This is a genomic window from Dietzia sp. MNB45, assembly GCF_051994785.1.
In the GTDB taxonomy this organism is placed as follows: Bacteria; Actinomycetota; Actinomycetes; order Mycobacteriales; family Mycobacteriaceae; genus Dietzia; species Dietzia kunjamensis.
In genome coordinates this window covers 1,267,882-1,287,811 of record NZ_CP163397.1, presented here as the reverse complement: position 1 = coordinate 1,287,811, position 19,930 = coordinate 1,267,882, and the positions used below count along the sequence as shown (strand labels likewise).

The window sequence follows — 19,930 nt, the reverse complement described above, 5'->3', positions numbered from 1 at the left end:
CGGGGGCCGGCGGTCGCGGGGGTGGGGGCGAGCTGCTCAGCCCCAGGCGGCCTGGATGCCGGCGCTCGCCCGGTCGACCCGTTCGAGCCGGCTCTCGGTGTACAGGGCGATCTGGTCGACGATCACCCGCATCCGCGCGGCGTCGTCCGGGGCCGAATCCCACAGCGGGCGCAGGACCGGGTCGAGGCCCGCGGGCGCGGACTGGGCGAGGAACTCCGCCACCCGGTGGATCCGGTCCCGCTGGCGGTCCTGCCTGAGGCGGTGGCCGGGGTCGCTCATGACGTAGCGCACCGCCATCGTCTTGAGCATCACCACCTCGGCCTCGACCTCCACCGGCACCTCGAGACCCGCGCTGTAGCGGCCGTGTGGTTTGGCCCCGTGCACCTCGCGGGTGGCGTGGATGGCGGGCATGACGAACCGACCGACCAGCTCACTGGTCAGGGCCTTGAGCGCCACGAACCCGGTGAAGCTCTCGGAGAACGGCTGCACGGCGCGGACCACCTCGAGCGCACCGAGACGCCCGGCGGCCTGCTCCAGCTGATCGGCGTCCGGACCGCGGAACTCCTCCGCGCCCAGTTCCGCGAGCGCGGCGACCTCCGACCGGTCGGACAGCGAGCGCAGGTCCAGCCGGCCGGCGACGATCGCGTCCTCGACATCGTGGACCGAATAGGCGACGTCGTCGGAGAAGTCCATGATCTGGGCCTCGAGGCACCGGGTGTCCCCGGGAGCGCCTTGCCGGATCCACGCGAGGGTGTCCGCGTCATCGGTGTAGGCGCCGAACTTCCGCGTCCCCTCCCGCGGCAGCCACGGGTACTTGGTGGCGGCGTCCAGCGCGGCGCGGGTGAGGTTCAACCCCACCCCACGGCCGGAGGCGTCGACGACCTTGGGCTCGAGCCGCGACAGGATCCGGACGGTCTGGGCGTTGCCCTCGTAACCGCCGAACCCGCGCGCGACCTCGTCCAACGCCCGCTCGCCGTTGTGGCCGTAGGGCGGGTGCCCGATGTCGTGGCTCAGGCCCGCCAGGTCCGCCAGGTCCGGGTCGCACCCCAGCCCGGCCGCGATACTGCGGGAGATCTGGGCGACCTCGAGCGAATGGGTGAGGCGGGTCCGCGGGGTGTCGCCGTCCCCGGGGCCGACCACCTGGGTCTTGTCGGCGAGCCGGCGCAATGCGGCCGAGTGCAGGACGCGGGCGCGGTCCCGGTCGAACGGGCTGCGTTCACTCGCCTTCCCGCGGGCGCGGCCGGAACCCTCGTCGACCCGGCGCTCGGCGTCCGCGGCGTCGTACGCGTATCCCGTCATCCACTTCTCCTCCGGGCGTCACCGCCCCGTCATCCCTGCGGCAGGCCGCATCCGCTCGCGCGACCCGCCCCGGCGGTTCAGTCCGGGAAGTCCACACTGCTCCCGGCGAGCCGGTGGTACTGGTACCAGAGCACCGCGCCCGTCTCCCGGATGATGCCCATGATCTGGTTCTCCCGGGTCCACACCGCCGGCCCGTGGCGGGTCGGCGAGGTCCACGCGTCCAGCCCCGCGTCCCGCGCCATCATGCGCGAGCGATACGAGTGCGTGGGGTCGCTGACCAGCACCACCGACTGCCCGCCCTGGTCGCGCACGGTCTGCGCCACGGCGTCCAGACTGCCCTCGGTGTTGGTCCCGGTCTCCACCGCCAGGATCACCTCCGGGGGCACGCCGAGGCGGGTCAGATAGGCCCGCCCCGACCCGGCCTCCGTGTACAGGTCACCCGGCTGGCTACCACCGACCGTGATGACCTGGGGCGCGACCCCCTCCTCGAAGAGCAGGGCCGCGTGCTCCAGCCGGGCCTGGAACACGGGGGTGGGGATGCCGTTGTACTGCGCCGCGCCCAGCACCACGATCGCGTCGGCCGGAGATCGATCGTCGACACGCGCCACGGACCACACCCGGAACGAGATGAATCCGGGTATGACCAGGCACAACAGCAGTGCGATGGCCAGGAGCCAGCCGACGGCCCTGGACACCGCACGGACCGGGGACCGGGTTGTTCTACTCACCCGACCAGTGTGCCAGGGGAGTCCGTCAGCACCCGATCAGGCGCTGCGCGAGGTACCCCTCGACCTGGTCGATCGCCACGCGCTCCTGCGCCATGGTGTCGCGCTCACGGATGGTCACGGCCTGGTCCTCGAGGGTGTCGAAGTCGACCGTGATGCAGAACGGGGTGCCGATCTCGTCGTGGCGGCGGTAGCGGCGACCGATGGCCTGGGCGTCGTCGAAGTCGACGTTCCAGTTCTTGCGCAACTGGGCCGCCAGGTCACGGGCCTTGGGCGACAGGTCCGCGTTGCGCGACAGCGGCAGCACCGCGGCCTTGACCGGCGCGAGCCGGCGGTCGAGCTTGAGCACGGTCCGGGTGTCCACCCCGCCCTTGGCGTTGGGGGCCTCGTCCTCCGTGTAGGCGTCGACGAGGAACGCCATGAGCGAGCGGGTCAGGCCGAAGCTCGGCTCGATGACGTAGGGGATGTACTTCTCGCCCGAGGCCTGGTCGAAGTACTGCAGGTCCTCACCGGAGTGGGTCTGGTGCTGCGTGAGGTCGTAGTCCGTGCGGTTGGCGATACCCATGAGTTCGCCCCACTCGTTGCCGGTGAACCCGAACTTGTACTCGAAGTCGATCGTGCCCGCCGAGTAGTGGGCGCGCTCGTCCTCCGGGACGTCGAAGCGACGCAGGTTCTGCGGGTCGATCCCCAGGTCCACGAACCAGTCCCAGCAGTCCTCGACCCACGTCGTGAAGTGCTCGTCCGCCTCCTCGGGCTTGACGAAGTACTCGATCTCCATCTGCTCGAACTCGCGGGTGCGGAAGATGAAGTTGCCGGGGGTGATCTCGTTGCGGAACGCCTTGCCGATCTGGCCGATACCGAACGGCGGCTTGCGACGCGCGGTGGTCATGACGTTCTTGTAGTTGATGAAGATGCCCTGCGCGGTCTCCGGACGCAGGTAGTGCAGGCCGGTCTCGTTGTCCACGGGGCCGAGGAAGGTCTTCATCAGGCCCGAGAACAGCTGGGGCTCGGTCCACTGGCCCTTGTTCCCGCAGTTGGGGCAGGCGATCTCCGACATCGGGGCCTCGGACGGGTGGTCCAGCTTCTTTTTGGCGGCGTACGCCTCCTGGAGATGGTCCTGACGCAGCCGGGTGTGGCAGGACCTGCACTCGACCAGGGGGTCGGTGAACGTCTCGACGTGGCCGGAGGCCTGCCACACCTGGCGGGGCAGGATGATCGACGAGTCCAGGCCCACCACGTCGTCCCGGCCGGTGACGAAGGTGCGCCACCACTGCTTCTTGATGTTGTCCTTGAGCTCCACACCCAGGGGGCCGTAGTCCCACGCCGAGCGCGTACCGCCGTAGATCTCGCCACATTGGTACACCAGTCCTCGGCGCTTGCAGAGGTTGACGACGGTGTCGATGACGGAAGCTGAGGCTGCCACGTCGGGGGTTCTCCCTTGGTGAGTCGGTTGGCGGAGGCGTCGGGTGGACCACCTCGGCGCGGGCCGGCGCCCGGGCACTTTCACCAGGGTATCCGGTCGGCCCCCCGGGTCTGGGATACTGGGGTCTCCTACCCGATACGACGCCGGCGGCGACCGAGCCCGGGAGCGAGCCCGGAAGGTGGAGACGATGCACAGCGGACCCCGATCGACCGGATCCGACCCGGTCACGGACGTCCACGACGCCGACCACCGGGCCTCCCCGGTCCCCCTGCCGCCCGAGCGGGTGGTGTCCGCGGCCGGGGAACTGCTCCGGGCCCTGTCCGCCCCGCTGCGTATCGCGATCGTGCTGCAGCTACGGGACGGTCCCCGGTGCGTGCACGAGTTGGTCGACGCACTCGGCGTCACCCAGCCGCTGGTCAGTCAGCACCTGCGCATCCTCAAGTCCTCCGGCGTGGTCTCCTCCCACCGGCAGGGTCGGGAGATGCGCTACGAACTATTGGACGAGCATCTGCTCGACATCGTCGAGGCGGCCGTCGGGCACGCCGGGGAGCAGTAGATCCATGACGACACCGGACAAGCCGATCGGCGTGCGGTCGACTCGTCAACGCAGCGCGATCTCCGCTCTGCTCGACGAGTCCAAGGGCTTCCGTTCCGCCCAGGACCTGCACGCCGAACTTCGCGAGCGCGGCGACACGATCGGACTGACCACCGTGTACCGGACCCTGCAGTCGATGGCCGACGCGGAGGCCGTCGACGTGCTGCGGACCGACTCCGGGGAACTGATCTTCCGCAAGTGCTCCGACTCGCACCACCATCACCTCGTGTGCCGCGTGTGCGGGTTCACCGTGGAGGTCGAGGAGCCGGGGGTCGAGGTGTGGGCCCATCGCGCGGGCCGGGCACACGGGTTCACCGACGTCAGCCACACCGTCGAGCTGTTCGGCCTGTGCGCGGAGTGCGCGGAGTGCGCGGCGGGCCAGGCGGGCGGGGCTGGCCTGCCTGACTGACCGGGCCTCCGCGAGTCAGGGGCTGGTGACGCCGCCGAAGCGCCGGTCACGCTCGGCGTACTCCAGGCACGCCGCCCACAGGTCGCGGCGGTCGAAGTCCGGGAACAGCGTGTCCTGGAAGACGAACTCGGCGTAGGCGGCCTGCCACAGCATGAAGTTGGACGTGCGCAGCTCCCCGGACGGGCGCAGGAAGAGGTCGACGTCCGGCATGTCCGGCTCGTCGAGGAACTGGGAGAAGTTGTCCTCCGTGAGGTCGTCGGGCGAGAGTTCGCCGGCGGCCACGCGGCGGGCGAAGTCGCGGGCGGCGTCGACGATCTCGGCGCGACCCCCGTAGTTCACGCACATGGCCAGGGTCATGACCGTGTTGTCGCGGGTGAGCTCCTCGGCCTCCTCGAGTTCCGAGATCACCGACCGCCACAACCGGGGTCGCTGCCCCGCCCACCGGACCCGCACGCCCAGCGAGTGCATCTCGTCCCGGCGGCGGCGCAGGACGTCCCGGTTGAAGCCCATGAGGAACCGGACCTCCTCGGGACTGCGTTTCCAGTTCTCAGTGGAGAAGGCGTACGCGGACAGGTACGGGATGCCCATCTCGATGCAGCCCTGGACAACGTCCATGAGCACGGCCTCGCCGCGCTTGTGCCCCTCGGTGCGGGGCAGACCGCGCTCCTGCGCCCAGCGGCCGTTGCCGTCCATGACCAGCGCGACGTGGCGGGGCACGAACTCGGCCGGGATGGCCGGCGGGCGGGCACCCGACGCGTGCGGGGTGGGTGGCCGGACCGTGGTCGCCTGAGGGGCGGGACGCTTACGGAATCTGGGTAGTCCGGGCACGGGACTCCTCTACTGGCTCGACGGGGCCGACCGTGCCGCGGTCGACCAGGGGCAGGCTGCGCAGGTCTCGTTCGAGATGCCACTGCAGGTGTGCGGCGGCGATGCCGGAGGCCTGCCGCACGACGGCGGGCGAGGACACCCCGACGGCGTCCCACTCCCCCGCCAGCAGCGCGGACAGGTGCTCGGCGACGCCGGGTGAGAGCATCGCGCATCCCTGCGGGCGGCAGTGCACGCACACGGTCCCGCCGGACGCGACGTGGAAGGCCCGGTGCGGGCCCACCACGCCGCAGCGCACGCAGCAGTCCAGGACGGGCTCCCAGCCGGAGGCGGACATGGCGCGCAGGAGGAACGCGTCGGCGACCAGTCCGGGCTCGCGGCGGTGCTCGGCCAGTGAGCGCAGGGCGTTCACGGCGAGGCCGAGCAGCCGCGGGGTGGGCGCCCCCTCCTCGCCCGCGAGGCGCTCGGCGGTCTCCAGGACCACGCACCCGGAGGTGTACGCCGGGTAGTCCGCCACCAGCGGACGAGCCAGGGACTCACGACTGCTGGCCTGGCGGACGGTCCCGAGCCCACTGCGACCACGGCCCGGGGCGATCTGCATCTCCACCACCGCGAACGGCTCGAGGCTCGCGCCCATCCGGGACCGGGTGCGTCGCACGGCCCGGGCGACGGCGCGGACGAGCCCGTGCCGCTCGGTCAGCAGGGTGACGATCCGGTCGGCTTCCCCGAGGTCGTAGGTGCGCACGACGAGGCCCGTGTCGGTGAAGGGATGCATCCGGGCCTCCTTCCGGGGCGATGTCCGGGCGGGCGCGCACGCGGGTGCGTGCGCGCTCAGGTGTCCATTGTCCCACGGGCCACGAGCCGTGGAGAGGCTAGAAGCCCAGGCGTCCCAGCATCTTGGGGTCGCGCTGCCACTCCTTGAGGACCTTGACGTGCAGGTCGAGGTACACCTTGGTGCCGAGCAGCTTCTCGATGCCGGCCCGGGCGGTGGTGCCGACCTCGCGCATCCGCGAGCCGCCCTTGCCCAGGACGATCGACTTCTGGCTCTGTCGTTCCACGTACACGGTGGCGTGGACGTCCACCATGTCGTCGCGGCCCTCGTGCGGCAGGATCTCCTCGATCGACACGGCGATCGAGTGGGGCAGCTCGTCGCGGACGCCCTCGAGGGCCGCCTCGCGGATGAGCTCGGCCATGCGGCTCTCGTCGGACTCCTCGGTGATGATGTCGTCGGGGTAGAACTGGGGCCCCTCGGGCAGCAGGGTGGCGATGACGTCGGCCACCACGTCGACCTGCTCGCCGGACGCGGCCGACACCGGGACGACCTCCGAGTCCGGTCCGAGGAACTTCGATACGGCCACGAGCTGCTCCATGACCTTCTTCTTGGAGACGGTGTCGATCTTGGTCACCAGCCCGAGCACCGGCGTGGTGGGGCACAGCTTGCGGACCTGCTCGAGGATCCAGCGGTCCCCGGGGCCGATGCGCTCCCCGGCGGGGATGCACAGGCCGATGAGGTCGACGTCGGAGTAGGTGTCCTCGACCAGCGCGTTGAGACGCTCGCCGAGCAGGGTCCGGGGCCGGTGCAGGCCCGGGGTGTCCACGAGGATGATCTGGGCGTCCGGCCGGTGCACGATCCCGCGGATCGCGTGCCGGGTGGTCTGGGGCCGCGAGGAGGTGATGGCGATCTTCTCCCCCACGAGCGCGTTGGTCAGCGTGGACTTGCCCGTGTTGGGGCGGCCCACGAAGCTGACGAACCCGCTACGGAAGTTCTCGGGAGTGCTCATCGGTTGTCCTCGCGCTGGGGGTCGTCGTCGTTGTCGTCGTTCTTCTCGGTCCGCTCGGCCACCACGGTGACCACCTTGACCCGTCCGCGCCGGTCGTGGCCGCCCTCGGCGCGCAGGTCGAGCCCGGTGGACACGACGTGCGCGCCGGGCAGCGGGACGCGCCCGAGCTCCAGGGCGAGCAACCCGCCCAGGGTCTCGACCTCCTCGGTCACCTCGTCGGCGAACTCGACGTCCAACAGCTCGGCCACCTCGTCCAGCCCGAGCCGGGCGGACAGGCGGTAGCGTCCGTCGCCGAGGTCCTCGACGGGCGGCACCTCGGTGGTGTCGTACTCGTCGACGATCTCCCCGACGATCTCCTCGAGGATGTCCTCGATGGAGACCAGCCCGGCGGTCCCGCCGTACTCGTCGACGAGGATCGCCAGGTGATTGTGGTCCCGCTGCATCTCGCTCAGCAGGTCGTCGATCCGCTTGGCGTCGGGCACGAACACCGCGGGGCGCATCACGTCGGCCACCGGGGCGGCGCGCCCGTCCGGGTCGTCGAGCCGGGCGACGATGTCGCGCAGGTAGACGACGCCCACCACGTCGTCGGAGTTGTCCCCGTCGACCACCGGGATACGCGAGTACCCGGACTTCACGGTGAGTCGCGCGGCCTGGCCGACCGTCTTGTCCGACTCGATCCACACCATCTCGGTGCGCGGGGTCATCACCTCGCGCGCGGTGGTGTCGCCGAGTTCGAACACCGACTGGATCATTCGGGATTCGTCGTCGGCCACGACCCCGCGTTCGCGGGCCATGTCGACGATCTCGAGCAGCTCGATCTCGGAGGCGAAGGGACCGTTGCGGAAACCGCCGCCGGGGGTGACGGCGTTGCCCAGGCCGACGAGCAGGGTGGCGACGGGGCCCAGGACGAACCCGGTCACGGTCAGCGGGGTCGCGGCGCCCAGGGCGAGGGAGTAGGCGTGTTGTCGGCCGAGGGTGCGGGGTCCGACCCCGGCCACGATGTAGGCGGCGACGGTGGTCACCACGACGGCGACGGCCAGCGCCCAGCCCGTGGAGTCGATGAGGTCGTTGAAAACGACGGTGAACAACACCGCCGCGGCCACCAGGCTCAGCATGTGGAGCAGGACGGTGACGTTGATGTACCGCGGCCGGGTGGCGAGCATCTTCGACAGCCGCGTCGCGCCGTGACGGTTCTCCTTGGCCATCTCCTCGACGCGGGCCACCGAGACCGTGCTCAGGGCGGCGTCGAGGGCGGCGAACAGTCCGGCGACGGGGATGAGCACCACGGCCGCGATGGCCGTGAGGATGGTGGTGTCCACGTCTCAGGCGTCCACTCTCGGGGACTCGTCTCGGTGGTCGTACCACTCGCCCAGCAGTTCGTTCTGGAGGCCGAACATCTCCCGCTCCTCGGCGGGCTCCGCGTGGTCGTACCCCAGCAGGTGCAGGCACCCGTGGACGGTGAGCAGCGCGAGCTCGTGCGCGAGGGGATGGCCGGAGCTGGCGGCCTGGTCGGCGGCGAACGCCGGGCACAGGACGATGTCGCCGAGCATGGCCGGTCCGGGTTCGGGCAGGTCGGGGCGGCCTCCGGGCGTGAGCTCGTCCATGGGGAAGCTCATGACGTCGGTGGGGCCGGGCAGGTTCATCCACGTCACGTGGAGATCGGCCATCGTGTCCTTGTCGACGAGGGTGATCGACAGTTCGGCGGCCGGGTGGACGTCCATCCGGGCGATCACGAACGCGGCCACGTCGATGAGTTCTGCCTCGTCGACCTCCACGCCCGACTCGTTGGCGACCTCGATGCTCATCGGCGGCGCTGCTCCCTGTTCTTGTGGATGGTGGGTCGCTCGCCTCGTTCGAGGCGCGCTTCGTGCTTGGCGTAGGCGTCGACGATCCGCCCGACCAGCGCGTGACGGATGACGTCGCGGGAGGTGAGTTCGGAGAAGTGGATGTCGTCGACCCCGGTGAGGATGTCGCGGACGACCTTCAGTCCCGAGCGCTGGCCGCCGGGGAGGTCGATCTGCGTGATGTCCCCGGTCACGACGATTTTCGAGCCGAAGCCGAGCCTCGTCAGGAACATCTTCATCTGCTCGGGCGTGGTGTTCTGCGCCTCGTCGAGGATGATGAACGAGTCGTTGAGGGTCCGCCCACGCATGTACGCCAGCGGCGCCACCTCGATCACCCCGGCCGCCATGAGCTTCGGGATGGCCTCGGGGTCCATCATGTCGTGCAGCGAGTCGTACAGCGGCCGCAGGTACGGGTCGATCTTCTCGTGCAGGGTGCCGGGCAGGTAGCCCAGACGTTCACCGGCCTCGACCGCGGGCCGGGTGAGGATGATGCGGCTGACCTCCTTGGCGCGGAGCGCGGCGACGGCCTTGGCCATGGCGAGGTAGGTCTTACCGGTGCCGGCCGGGCCCAGTCCGAACACAATCGTGTGGTCGTCGATGGCGTCGACGTATCGCTTCTGGCCGAGGGTCTTGGGCCGGATCATGCCGCCGCGGCGGGACAGGACGTCGGTGCCGAGCACCTCCTCGGGCGTGAGCGGCCCCGAGTCGGCGAGGATCTCCACCGAGCGCCGCACCGAGGCGGGGGTGATCTCCACTCCCCTGCGGGCCTGCCGCAGCAGGTCGGACACGACCCGGGAGGCACGGTCCACGTGGGGCGGATCGCCCGAGATGGTCATGGTGCCACCCCGCACGTGCAGGTCCGCGTCGAGCAGGTCCTCGAGGGCGCGGAGGTTGGCGTCGGCGGTGCCGAGCACCGCCATCGCCAGGTCCGGGTCCAGTTGGACGGCCGTGCGGGCGGAGGAGTCGCCGGTGTCGCGTCGGACGCCACCGGTGTCGGTGGCCGTGGCGGGACCCCGGTCGTTCCCGGTGGGACGGTCGTTCCCGGTGGCGCTGTCGTTTCCGGTGGCGCTGTCGTTTCCTGCGGTGCTTACGTGGATCACTTCCCGTGTCATGGTGAGGTTGGATCGAGTGTAGACCCCGCGGGCGACCATCTCGGTGTGAGAACGCCGAGTGCGGCGAGCGCCACGGTGGCGGCGGTGGAGGTGCGGAGCACCTCCGGGCCCAGGACGACGGGCCGGGCGCCTGCCGCGGTCAGCGCGTCGAGTTCGGCGTCGGAGACCCCGCCCTCGGGGCCGACGACGACGAGGACCCGTGTCGCCGGCGGGCCCGCGGTGACCGCGTCGGCGAAACCGGCGGCGCCGTCCTCGTGCAGGACGAGTGCGCAGGCGCCGGCGTCGACCTCGGAGGCGACCAGGGCGGCGAGGGCGGTCGAGCCGACGAGGTCGCCGATCTCGGGCTCCCACGCCCGCCGCGACTGCTTGGCCGCGGCGCGGGCGGCGTTGGTCCACTTGGTGCGGCCCTTGTCGACCTTGGGGCCGGTCCAGCGGCTCACGCAGCGGTCGGCCTGCCACGGCACGATCCGGTCGGCTCCGGCCTCGGTGGCCAGCTCGACAGCCAGCTCGGACCGCTCGGACTTGGGCAGGGCCTGCACGACGGTGACCTCCGGGGTGGGGCGTGGGACGTCGACCCGGGTGACGACCTCCGCCTCGACCCTGCCGGAACTCGTCGTCATCACCACACAGTCCGCCACCACTCCCCGACCGTCACCGACCCGCACGGCCTCTCCCACCCGGACGCGGAGCGCGGATCCGGCGTGCCGGCCCTCCGGCCCGTCGAGCACCAGTGTCTCGCCGACACCGGGGACCGTCCCGGCCCGGAACAACGACGGGGTCACGGGCGCCTCAGTGCCCCGCGACGGCGTCGCGCAGGCGGGAGAACAGGCCACCGCGGCGGGCGGTGTCCTCGTTGACGACCTCGGCCGAGTCGCCGTCGAGGCGGCGCAGCTGCTCGACCAGGTCGCGGCGCTTGCGGTCCAGCTTCTCCGGGACCACGACCTCCATGTGGACCGTGAGGTCGCCGGCGCCGCCGCCGCGCACGCGGGGCATCCCACGGCCGGTCAGCGTGACGGTGTGACCGGGCTGGGTACCGGACGGGATGTCGATCGTCAGGGGCTCGCCCACGACGGTCTCGAGTTCGACCTCGCCGCCCAGCATGGCGTCGACGACGGGCACGCGGACGGTGCAGTGCAGGTCCTCGCCGTCGCGGACGAACACCGGGTGGTTGCGCTCGTTGACCTCGATGTACAGGTCGCCGGCGGGACCGCCACCGGGACCGACCTCACCCTGCCCGGACAGGCGGATGCGCATGCCGCCGCCGACGCCGGCGGGGATCTTGGCCGAGACGGTGCGGCGCTTGCGGACGCGGCCCTGGCCGGTGCACTCACCGCACGGGTCGGTGATGATCTCGCCGGTGCCCGCGCAGGTGGGGCACGGGCGGCTGGTCATGATGTTGCCGAGCAGCGACCGCTGGACGGACTGGATCTCGCCCTGGCCCTGACACATGCCACACGTGGCCGGCGGCGTGTCCGTGGCCGACCCCTTGCCGTGGCACTTCTCGCACAGCACGGCGGTGTCGACCTGGATCTCCTTGGTGACTCCGGTGGCGCACTCGTCCAGGCCCAGGGTCACGCGGATGAGGGCGTCCGAGCCGGGCTGCACGCGGCTGCGCGGACCGCGGCCGCCGCCGCCTCCCCCGCCGCCGCCGAAGAAGGCCTCGAACACGTCACCGAGGCCGCCGCTGCCGAAGCCACCACCGAAGCCGCCGCCGCCGTAACCGGCGCCGGGCGAGGTGTCCAGCGGGTCGCCGCCCATGTCGACGACCCGGCGCTTCTCGGGGTCGGTGAGCACCTCGTAGATCGCGGTGATCTCACTGAACTTCTCACGCGCCTCGTCCGACGGGTTGACGTCGGGGTGGAGCTCCCGGGCGAGCTTGCGGTAGGCGCGCTTGATCTCGGATTCCGAGGCGCCCCTATCGACCCCGAGGGTCCCGTAGTAGTCGCGTGACACGTGTGGCCTTTCGTCGAGAGGAAGATCTGGCTCCGGGAAGGAGCGTACGGACGTCAGCGCCCGGTGATGAGCTCGCCCACGTAGTGGGCAACAGCGGCGACCGAGGCGATTGTTCCCGGGTAGTCCATCCGTGTGGGCCCGAGCACCCCCATCCCACCGAATGTCTGGCCCTCCGCCCCGTACTGCGAGGACACCACGGAGGCGCCGCGGATCTCGGCGGCCTGGGTCTCCGCCCCGATCTGGACGGAGACACCCCCCGGCCCTCCCCGGCCCACCGAGTGGGCCGCGGTGAGCAGCCGCAGGATCACGACCTGCTCCTCGAGCGCCTCGAGAACCGAGCGCAGGGAGCCGTCGAAGTCGGCGGCGCTGCGGGTGAGGTTGGCCGTGCCGCCGAGGACGATCCGGTCGTCGGGGTGTTCGACGAGCGTGCCGACCAGGACCGTGACGCAGCGCTCGACCGCGTCGCGGATCTCGGGACGGGCCCGGTCTCCTGTGCCGGCCAGGGCCTCGGAGGCGTCGGGAAGACGTTTGTCGGCGACGGCCTCGGACAGCAGGGTCCGCAGTTCCGCGAGGAGCTCGTCGGTCAACGGCGCGGCCAGCTCCACCGTCCGCTGATCGACGCGGCCGGTGTCGGTGATGAGGACCAGCAGCAGGCGGGTGGGGCTCAGGCTCACCACCTCGAGGTGGCGCACCGTGGAGCGACCGAGGACCGGGTACTGGACGACGGCGACCTGACGGGTGAGCTGGGACAGCAGCCGTGCGGCCCGCCGGAGGACGTCGTCCAGGTCGACGGCGCCCTCGAGGAAGGCCTGGATCGCCCGGCGTTCCGCGCGCGACAGCGGGGTGATCTCCTCGATGGAGTCGACGAAGTGCCGGTAGCCCTTCTCCGTGGGGACCCGACCGGAACTGGTGTGGGGTTGGACGATGAACCCCTCGGCCTCGAGTACGGCCATGTCATTGCGGATGGTGGCGCTGGACACGCCCAGCGAGTGCCGGTCGACGAGGGCCTTGGACCCGACCGGTTCGTGGGAGGCGATGTAGTCGGAGACGATCGCCCGTAAGACGTCGGTCCTACGATCGGCCGTACTCGACATACTCGCTCCTCCCTGTGCTCGTCGTGGCGATTCTATGCCACTTCCCGGGCCGACGGTTCAGACGAGGACGTCGCGCACGACCCCGTCGGCCAACAACCGGCCTGCCTCGGTGAGCGCGTAACCGGGGCCCGCGGGATCGCCGGCCGACCGTCGCCGGAGCAGTCCGGCCGCCACCTGGGTGTCGGCGCGGATCCGCTCGTCGGCGGTGAAGGCGCCGTCGTCGAGCCCCTCGGCCAGGCGGAGCCCGGTCATGATGCGCTCGATGTGGCGGTCGGTGTCGGTGAGGAGTTCCCCGCCGTCCACGGGCAGCCGGCCCGCGTCGCACTCGGCGGCGTAGCGGGCGGGATGCTTGACGTTCCACCACCGGGCCCCGGCGACGTGCGAGTGCGCGCCCGGCCCGATGCCCCACCAGTCGCCGCCGCGCCAGTAACCCATGTTGTGGCGGCAGTATCCCGAGGAGTCGGTGGCGAAGTTGGAGACCTCGTACCAGTGGAACCCGGCACGGGCCAGACGCTCGGCCACCTGCTCGTAACGGTCGGCCAGGACGTCGTCGACCGTGCCCGGCATCTCACCGCGGCGGATGCGGCGGGCCAGCGCGGTGCCGTCCTCCACGATCAGCGAGTAGGCGGAGACGTGGTCGACCCCGGCGTCGACGACCGCGTCGAGTGTCCGCGCCAGGTCGTCATTTGTCTCGCCCGGGGTGCCGTAGATGACGTCGAGGTTGATGTGCTCGAACCCGGCCCGCAGGGCCTCGGCCACCGCCTCCTGCGGGCGTCCGGGGGTGTGAGTCCGGTCGAGGACGCGCAGGACGTGGGCGGCCGTCGACTGCATGCCCAGCGAAATGCGGGTGAATCCGCCCTCGCGCAGTCGGGCGAAGAACTCCGGCGAGGTGGACTCCGGGTTGCTCTCGGTGGTGACCTCCGCGCCGGGCGCCAGCCCGAAGGTCGAGTCGATGCGCTCGAGCAGGCCCACGAGGACGTCCGCGCCGACCAGCGACGGGGTGCCGCCGCCGATGAAGACCGTGTCGACCTGTGGGGGCGTGCCCGTCGCGGCCAGGGCCTGCGCGGCCCGGTCGATCTCGATGGCCGCGGCCCGTTCCCAGTCGACCGGGGAGGTCGCCGAGCCGAGTTCGCCGGCGGTGTAGGTGTTGAAATCGCAGTATCCGCACCGGGTGGAGCAGAACGGCACGTGGAGGTAGATGCCGAAGGGCGCCCGCGGATCGCGGGTCGGGGGCGCGCTCGCCAGTGTGGCGGGGTCGTGGGGCGCGGCGGTCACACCTGACCGGTCTGGGTGTCCGATGAGGTCTCATCTCCAGTCGGGTCCGGGGCGGGCAGGGTCTCGATCGGCGGGGTCGGCGTCGCCGAGATCTCGTCGTCGCCAAGGACTGTAGCCGCGGGCGCGCTGTAGGTCGGTGCCTGGGCGGCATCGGCGGGGGTACCCGGTCCCGCGGGAGCCTCCGGCGCGGTTGTCCGACGATCGGGCCCGGCCGCGGTCTGCGTGGGCGCGGTCTGCGTGGTCGCGGCCGGTGCGCTGTACGTCGGCGTCCCGGTCGTCGGGCCCGCCCCCGCCTGCTCGGTGGGCTCGGATCCCGCCGGTGTGGTGCCTGCGGGCTTGGACCCCGTCGGTTTCGCCGCCCGCTTCTGACGTGAACTCGTCGTGGCCGGGGTCTTCTTTGCCGAGGCCTTCTTCGCAGGCGCCTTCTCGGCCCGGGTCTTCGTCGCCGAGGTCTGCTTCGCGGCCGCCTTCTTGGCCGGGGCCTTCTTCGCGGCCGCCTTCTTGGCCGGGGCCTTCTTCGCGGCCGCCTTCTTGGCCGGAGCCTTCTTCGCGGGCGCCTTCTTGGCCGGCGCCGTCGTGGCACCCGCCTCTCCGGCGGCGGGCCGCGAGGCCGCGTCCGCGCCGGACTCGTCCTGCGTGGCCGCCCGGGTCGAAGCGCGATCGCGTCCGGTCACCGCCGTGGCCTTGGACCCCGACTTCGCGGACTCCTTGGACGCCTGGCGGGCAGCACTGCGCTGCTCCTTGCGCTCCTGCGCCAACTCGCCCGCCGATTTGCGCGCGGCGGTGGGGGTGCCGCTCTTCTCCCGCTCCTCCGCCGCGACCACGAACTCCGCCAGGGCGTCCTCGACCGCGTTCGCCAACGGCCAGGGATCCGGGACGAGGTCACGACACCCGATGAACCCGAAGTGCAGACTGCCGTCCAGCGACATCACGGTGCAGTTGAGGCCCGCGCCGTGGAAGACCGGGCCCAGGGGCAGCATCTTCTCGATCTTCGCGCCGAGGAAGTACAGCGGGAAGTTGGGGCCGGGCACGTTCGAGATGACGAGGTTGTGCACCACGGGGTGGCGCTCGGACAGCCGGAGTCGCGAATACATGCGGACCGCGGAACCGAACACCGAGGGCGCCGCGAACTGCGCCCAGTCGGTGAGCAGGTTGGCGTCCAGTGCGTCGGTGTGGTCCTTGGCGACGGTGTTGGCGTCGCGGATCGCCTCGAGCCGACCGACCGGGTCGTCGATGTCGGTGGCCAGGGACATGAACATGCCCGAGACACGATTGGTGCCGGGGCGCGACTCCGCGGCGTGCACCGACATGGGGACCATGGCGATGAGCGGCTTGCGTGGCAGTGCGTCGCGGTCGTCGAGGTACTTGCGCAGGGCGGTCGAACAGACGGCGAGCACCACGTCGTTGACCGTGGTGCCGAACGCGTTCTTGACCCGCTTGATGTCCGCCAGGTCCACGCTCGCGTAGGAGATCGACCGGTGTCCGGTGATCGTGCGGTTGAACGGGGTGCGCGGGGCGGTGAACGGCGCGGGCATCGCCAGTCCCTTGCGGGCGCGGTTGATCCACGAGGGGAGCACCCCGACCGTCCCTGGCAACAGGGAGGCGAGTCGCCACGGCGTGGCCAGGCGCGACAGGGCACCACCGACGGCGAGCTCCAGGGCGCCGGATCCACCGGCGGTCTCCTCGACCAGCTCCTCGTCGAGCTCCGGCTCGTCCGGGGAGAGGGTGCACAGCTGCGAGAGCATGTTGGCGCCGGTGACGCCGTCGACGGTCGAGTGGTGCATCTTGGCGAAGACCGCGACCCGGCCGTCCGGCAGTCCCTCGATGACGTACATCTGCCACAGCGGCATGGACCGGTCGATCGGCTGACTGCCCAGGTGGGCGCACAGTTCGGCGAGCTCGTGGTCCCCGCCGGGCTCCGGTATACCGACGCGGTGGAGGTGGTGGTCGATGTCGAAGTCCTCGGCCTCGACCCACACCGGATGGTCCACGTTGAGCAGCGAGTCGTGCAACTTGCGCCGGAACGGCGGCATCGCGGTGATCCGACGTCGGAGCTCGGCTCGCAGGGCCTCGAAGGAGTACCCGTCCTCCATCCCGGAGACGTCCAGGACGATCAGCCCGCACACGTGCAGGAGCTGCGACCTGGTCTCGAAGTAGAGGAAGCTGGCATCGAGCCCACTCAAGCGCTGCATGTCGAGGAGTGTACGGCCGGACGGCGCCGCGTGGCGGTGGTTGGAATTCCGCGGCGATCGCGGAATTCCTGCCGTGGAACGGGGGTCAGAGCACCTCGACGAGGACCCATGCGATCACGACGAGCGCGATCAGCAGGACCAGGGCGAGTGTCACACGCGACCGGGGCATCAACGGACCTCCTTCCGGGTCTCGACGGTTCTCGGGGCGACGAGCGCCCGGAACCGGTGGACGAGGACATCCGCGCCCTTCTCGACCGCCACCGCGACGAGGAAGAACAGCGGGAGCCCCATCACGAGCAGGAGCATCACCTGCAACGGGAACGGCAGGGTGGCGAGCCAGAGCTCGACTCTGTCCCAGAACTGCAGGAACGCCGTCACGTCCCGATCCTACGACCGCCCGGCGGTGGCGACCCCGTGGCCTCCCACCACCGAGGAGTCGAGCCCACGCCGACGCAGCAGCGCGGCGGTGCTCGGCTCCGACCCCCGCATGCGGCGGTAGGCGTCGAGGAAGTCGATGGCCCCGCCCCGGGTCAGCACCTCGCGCCGCATCCGCTCGCCCGAGGACCGCGTCAGGCCCCCGCTCTCGACGAACCACTCGGTGGCGTCGGCGTCGAGCACCTCGGCCCAGAAGTAGGAGTAGTACGCGGCGGAGTACCCGCCCGCGAAGATGTGCTGGAAGTACCGGGACCGGTAACGCGGCTCGATGCCGGGGACGTCGAGACCTGCCTCGGCGAGGACGCGGGCCTCGAACTCGTCGACGTCGGTGACGGCGTCGGCCTCCTCCGGCGACAGGGAGTGCCAGGCCAGGTCGAGCAGTGCCGCCCCGAGGTACTCCACGGTCGCCTGCCCCTCACCGAAGCGCTCGGCCTCCCGCATCCGCTCGACGAGGTCCTCGGCGATCGGCGCCCCCGTCTCCACGTGCCGGGCGTAGTGCGCGAGCATCTCCGGTCGACGCGCCCACATCTCGTTGACCTGGGAGGGGAACTCGACGAAGTCCCGGGGCACGGAGGTGCCGGAAAACACCGGGTACTCCACGTCCGACAGCAGCCCGTGCAGGGCGTGCCCGAACTCGTGGAACATCGTGGTGACCTCGTCCATCGTGAGCAGCGTGGGCTGCCCCGCCGCGGGACGGGCCAGGTTCATGACGTTGACGACGACGGGCCGCGAATCCAGGAGCCGGGACTGGTCGCGGAACGAGCTCATCCACGCCCCGCCGCGCTTGGTCGGGCGGGCGTAGTAGTCCAACAGCAGGAGCCCCACGCCGGCGTCGGGCTCGGCCCGTTCGTCGTCGAACACCTCGATGACCCGGACGTCTGGCAGGAACCCGCGCAGGTCGTTCCGCTCGGCGAAGCGCAGCCCGTACAGCTCGGATGCCGCGTGCATCACCCCGTCACGCAGCACCCGCTCGAGCTCGAAGTAGGGACGGACGGTCGCGTCGTCGACCCGGAACCGCTCGGCCCGCAGCCGCTCGGACGCCCAGGCCCAGTCGGCCGGGTTCAGGTCACGGTCGTCGCCGCCGAGCAGGTCCTTGGCCTCGTTGCGGGCGTTGGTCACGGCCGCGTCGACCACGTCGAGCAGCAGCCCGCGAGCCGCCTCGGGCGATCCGGCGGTCTCCACCGCGAGGACATGCTCCGCGTGGCATCCCAGCCCGAGCAGCCGCGCCCGCTCGGCGCGTAGGCGGACGATCTCCAGCACGACCGGGGTGTTGTCGTGGCCCGGCGTCGCGCCCCGACCGAGTGAGGCCTCCATGACGCGGTGGCGCAGACCGGCGTCGTCGAGCAGGGCGCTGATCGGCTGCACGGTGGGAAGCCCCAGTGGGATCAGCCACCCCTCTCGCCCCGACTCGGCGGCGACCGCGGCGAGCGTGGACCGCATGGACTCCGACAGGCCCGCGAGTTCGGCCTCGTCGGAGACCGGGACGGCCATTTCCGTGGTCGAGGCCAGCAGGTTCTCGCCGAACTCGGTGGTCAACTCGGCCAGCCTGGTGTCGATGGCGGTGAGTCGGGCCCGGCCGGCGTCGTCGAGGGCGGCGCCCGCGCGCAGCAGGTCGCGGTGGTGGCGGCGCACGAGCCGCTCCGTCTCGTCGTCGACCTCCAACTCCCCCGCCTCCAGAGCGGAGAGCACCGCGTCCACCCGGCCGAACAGAACCGGGTTGGTCATCACCGCGGAATGGTGCGCGGCCAGCAGCGGCGAGACGACCCGGTCCACGTCGAGGCGGGCCTTGGTGGCGTCCGGGCCGAGCAGGCCGTAGAACACCGACAGCACCCGGTCCAGGGCCAGGCCCGAGCGCTCGAGGGCGACCACGGTGTTGTCCACGGTCGCCGACTCCGGGTTGGCGACGATCGCGGCGACCTCGGCCGCGTGGTCGTCGATCGCGGTCCGGATGGCCGGCTCCAGATCCTCCTCCCGGATGGCGGCGAAGTCCGGCAGGCCGTACGGCAACGGCGACTCGTCGAGCAGCGGATGACGGGAGGCCTCGGGGGTCGGAAGGGTCATGTGCGGGAGTCTACGTCCGCCGGCGGTCGCGTCGGCGCCCGCCGCGGCGGGCCCCGGGGTCACAGCCACTGCGTGGCGGTCTCCCAGGCCAGTCTCACCGCCAGGATGCTGATGACCACGAGGAACACGGTGCGGATGAACTCGTTGCCGTGCCGCATCGCCATCCGCGCCCCGAGGAACCCGCCGGCCAGGTTGGCCACCGCCATGCACCCGCCGATGATCCACAGCAGTTCACCGTGGAGGCCGAACACCAGGATCGAGGCGATGTTCGTGGTGAGATTGGCGAGCTTGGCCGCCACGGTGCCCTGGAGGAACCCGAACCCCAGGAACGCGACGATCGCGATGACGAAGAACGACCCCGTCCCCGGGCCGAGCACCCCGTCGTAGAACCCGATCACCCCACCGATGAGCGCCGAGCGCCACGTCCGCGACCAACCGGTGTGCCGTTCCTCGTGGACCCGCCCCATGGTCGGCGTGAAGTAGGTGTAGGCGCCCACCGCCACGACGGCCACCAGGACGATCGGCGTGAGGAGCTCCTTGGGGATGAACCGGGCCACCGAGGACCCGGCCGCGGATCCCGCGAAAGCCGCCACCACCAGTGGGAGCACCATCGCCACCGGCACACGGATCTTCCGGAGATAGGTCAGGGTCGCGACCAGGGTGCCGGCGACCGAGGACAATTTGTTGGTGCCGAGGATCTCCGGCGTCGAGGCCTCCGCCGGCAGCGCGATGACGAGCGCCGGCAGCTGGATGAGCCCTCCCCCGCCGACCACCGAGTCCACCCACCCGGCGACGAACGCCGCCAGGACGAGCGCGGCGAGCACCCAGACGGACACACCGAGTGCGGGGGACGCGGCGACGGCCGCGAACGATGAGGGCATGGCGATCACTGTGCTGTAATCGGTTT

18 protein-coding genes and 1 pseudogene are annotated in these 19,930 nt (G+C 71.2%); 2 read left to right on the top strand and 17 right to left on the bottom strand.

Features of this window, described 5'->3' with window-relative positions; genetic code table 11:
* Positions 1-36: 36 nt before the first annotated feature.
* The 3 genes from AB5G72_RS06290 to AB5G72_RS06280 form a co-directional block, all read right to left on the bottom strand.
* Complete coding sequence (locus AB5G72_RS06290; RefSeq protein WP_313314074.1) at positions 37-1,299, bottom strand: deoxyguanosinetriphosphate triphosphohydrolase; 1,263 nt, start codon at positions 1,297-1,299, stop codon at positions 37-39.
* 77 nt (positions 1,300-1,376) lie between these two features.
* Positions 1,377-1,994, bottom strand: a complete 618-nt coding sequence (locus tag AB5G72_RS06285; protein WP_096905743.1) for a YdcF family protein — start codon at positions 1,992-1,994, stop codon at positions 1,377-1,379.
* Between the two features lie 58 nt (positions 1,995-2,052).
* Positions 2,053-3,447, bottom strand: a complete 1,395-nt coding sequence (locus AB5G72_RS06280) for a glycine--tRNA ligase (RefSeq protein WP_069388956.1) — start codon at positions 3,445-3,447, stop codon at positions 2,053-2,055.
* A gap of 187 nt (positions 3,448-3,634) precedes the next feature.
* Here AB5G72_RS06280 and AB5G72_RS06275 point away from each other — a divergent pair, with 187 nt between their 5' ends.
* Together AB5G72_RS06275 and AB5G72_RS06270 are read left to right on the top strand one after the other, a co-directional pair.
* Entirely contained in the window at positions 3,635-4,003 is a 369-nt protein-coding gene (locus tag AB5G72_RS06275; RefSeq protein ID WP_067719606.1) for an ArsR/SmtB family transcription factor, read from the top strand.
* Positions 4,004-4,007: 4 nt separating this feature from the next.
* The gene (locus AB5G72_RS06270; RefSeq protein ID WP_440221255.1) at positions 4,008-4,451 is read left to right on the top strand and encodes a Fur family transcriptional regulator; all 444 of its coding nucleotides are present in this window, start codon (positions 4,008-4,010) and stop codon (positions 4,449-4,451) included.
* A gap of 15 nt (positions 4,452-4,466) precedes the next feature.
* On the opposite strand, the gene AB5G72_RS06265 is transcribed toward AB5G72_RS06270, so the two are convergent.
* From AB5G72_RS06265 to AB5G72_RS06200, 14 genes and pseudogenes are all read right to left on the bottom strand, one after another.
* Entirely contained in the window at positions 4,467-5,279 is an 813-nt protein-coding gene (locus AB5G72_RS06265) for an isoprenyl transferase (protein WP_096905745.1), read from the bottom strand.
* The gene (gene recO / locus AB5G72_RS06260; protein ID WP_440221254.1) at positions 5,254-6,051 is read right to left on the bottom strand and encodes a DNA repair protein RecO; all 798 of its coding nucleotides are present in this window, start codon (positions 6,049-6,051) and stop codon (positions 5,254-5,256) included. Before recO ends, AB5G72_RS06265 begins: the two co-directional genes overlap by 26 nt.
* Positions 6,052-6,148: 97 nt before the next feature.
* Complete coding sequence (gene era, locus AB5G72_RS06255) at positions 6,149-7,057, bottom strand: GTPase Era (RefSeq protein WP_069389266.1); 909 nt, start codon at positions 7,055-7,057, stop codon at positions 6,149-6,151.
* Positions 7,054-8,376, bottom strand: a complete 1,323-nt coding sequence (locus AB5G72_RS06250; RefSeq protein WP_069389265.1) for a hemolysin family protein — start codon at positions 8,374-8,376, stop codon at positions 7,054-7,056. The genes era and AB5G72_RS06250 overlap by 4 nt, the downstream gene beginning before the upstream one ends.
* A gap of 3 nt (positions 8,377-8,379) precedes the next feature.
* Entirely contained in the window at positions 8,380-8,862 is a 483-nt protein-coding gene (gene ybeY / locus AB5G72_RS06245) for an rRNA maturation RNase YbeY (RefSeq protein ID WP_007626431.1), read from the bottom strand.
* Positions 8,859-10,013 carry a PhoH family protein gene (locus AB5G72_RS06240; RefSeq protein WP_440221253.1) on the bottom strand — a complete coding sequence of 385 codons (1,155 nt, stop codon included), beginning with the start codon at positions 10,011-10,013 and terminating at the stop codon, positions 8,859-8,861. The genes ybeY and AB5G72_RS06240 overlap by 4 nt, the downstream gene beginning before the upstream one ends.
* Positions 10,010-10,795 carry a 16S rRNA (uracil(1498)-N(3))-methyltransferase gene (locus AB5G72_RS06235; protein ID WP_440221252.1) on the bottom strand — a complete coding sequence of 262 codons (786 nt, stop codon included), beginning with the start codon at positions 10,793-10,795 and terminating at the stop codon, positions 10,010-10,012. The genes AB5G72_RS06240 and AB5G72_RS06235 overlap by 4 nt, the downstream gene beginning before the upstream one ends.
* Positions 10,796-10,802: 7 nt before the next feature.
* Positions 10,803-11,966 (bottom strand): molecular chaperone DnaJ, encoded by a 1,164-nt coding sequence (gene dnaJ / locus AB5G72_RS06230; RefSeq protein WP_253003402.1) that lies wholly within the window; start codon positions 11,964-11,966, stop codon positions 10,803-10,805.
* A 53-nt stretch (positions 11,967-12,019) separates the two neighbouring features.
* Positions 12,020-13,060 carry a heat-inducible transcriptional repressor HrcA gene (hrcA, locus tag AB5G72_RS06225; protein WP_096905750.1) on the bottom strand — a complete coding sequence of 347 codons (1,041 nt, stop codon included), beginning with the start codon at positions 13,058-13,060 and terminating at the stop codon, positions 12,020-12,022.
* A 57-nt stretch (positions 13,061-13,117) separates the two neighbouring features.
* Positions 13,118-14,305, bottom strand: a complete 1,188-nt coding sequence (gene hemW / locus AB5G72_RS06220) for a radical SAM family heme chaperone HemW (protein WP_440221473.1) — start codon at positions 14,303-14,305, stop codon at positions 13,118-13,120.
* Positions 14,306-15,138: 833 nt separating this feature from the next.
* Positions 15,139-16,527: pseudogene (locus AB5G72_RS06215) on the bottom strand (WS/DGAT/MGAT family O-acyltransferase); the annotation flags it as partial.
* Between the two features lie 168 nt (positions 16,528-16,695).
* Positions 16,696-16,905 carry a hypothetical protein gene (locus tag AB5G72_RS06210; RefSeq protein WP_069389696.1) on the bottom strand — a complete coding sequence of 70 codons (210 nt, stop codon included), beginning with the start codon at positions 16,903-16,905 and terminating at the stop codon, positions 16,696-16,698.
* A 9-nt stretch (positions 16,906-16,914) separates the two neighbouring features.
* Entirely contained in the window at positions 16,915-19,023 is a 2,109-nt protein-coding gene (locus AB5G72_RS06205) for a M3 family metallopeptidase (protein ID WP_440221251.1), read from the bottom strand.
* A 59-nt stretch (positions 19,024-19,082) separates the two neighbouring features.
* The gene (locus AB5G72_RS06200; protein ID WP_120286382.1) at positions 19,083-19,904 is read right to left on the bottom strand and encodes a TSUP family transporter; all 822 of its coding nucleotides are present in this window, start codon (positions 19,902-19,904) and stop codon (positions 19,083-19,085) included.
* Positions 19,905-19,930: the final 26 nt, after the last annotated feature.

Bases quoted from the DNA above. Each gene is read 5' to 3' on its own strand.
- era (WP_069389266.1), bottom strand. From the start codon at position 7,057: ATGAGCACTCCCGAGAACTTCCGTAGCGGGTTCGTCAGCTTCGTGGGC.
- AB5G72_RS06270 (WP_440221255.1), top strand. From the start codon at position 4,008: ATGACGACACCGGACAAGCCGATCGGCGTGCGGTCGACTCGTCAACGC.
- AB5G72_RS06205 (WP_440221251.1), bottom strand. From the start codon at position 19,023: ATGACCCTTCCGACCCCCGAGGCCTCCCGTCATCCGCTGCTCGACGAG.
- AB5G72_RS06290 (WP_313314074.1), bottom strand. From the start codon at position 1,299: ATGACGGGATACGCGTACGACGCCGCGGACGCCGAGCGCCGGGTCGAC.
- AB5G72_RS06275 (WP_067719606.1), top strand. From the start codon at position 3,635: ATGCACAGCGGACCCCGATCGACCGGATCCGACCCGGTCACGGACGTC.
- recO (WP_440221254.1), bottom strand. From the start codon at position 6,051: ATGCATCCCTTCACCGACACGGGCCTCGTCGTGCGCACCTACGACCTC.
- AB5G72_RS06200 (WP_120286382.1), bottom strand. From the start codon at position 19,904: ATGCCCTCATCGTTCGCGGCCGTCGCCGCGTCCCCCGCACTCGGTGTG.
- AB5G72_RS06240 (WP_440221253.1), bottom strand. From the start codon at position 10,013: ATGACACGGGAAGTGATCCACGTAAGCACCGCAGGAAACGACAGCGCC.
- ybeY (WP_007626431.1), bottom strand. From the start codon at position 8,862: ATGAGCATCGAGGTCGCCAACGAGTCGGGCGTGGAGGTCGACGAGGCA.
- hrcA (WP_096905750.1), bottom strand. From the start codon at position 13,060: ATGTCGAGTACGGCCGATCGTAGGACCGACGTCTTACGGGCGATCGTC.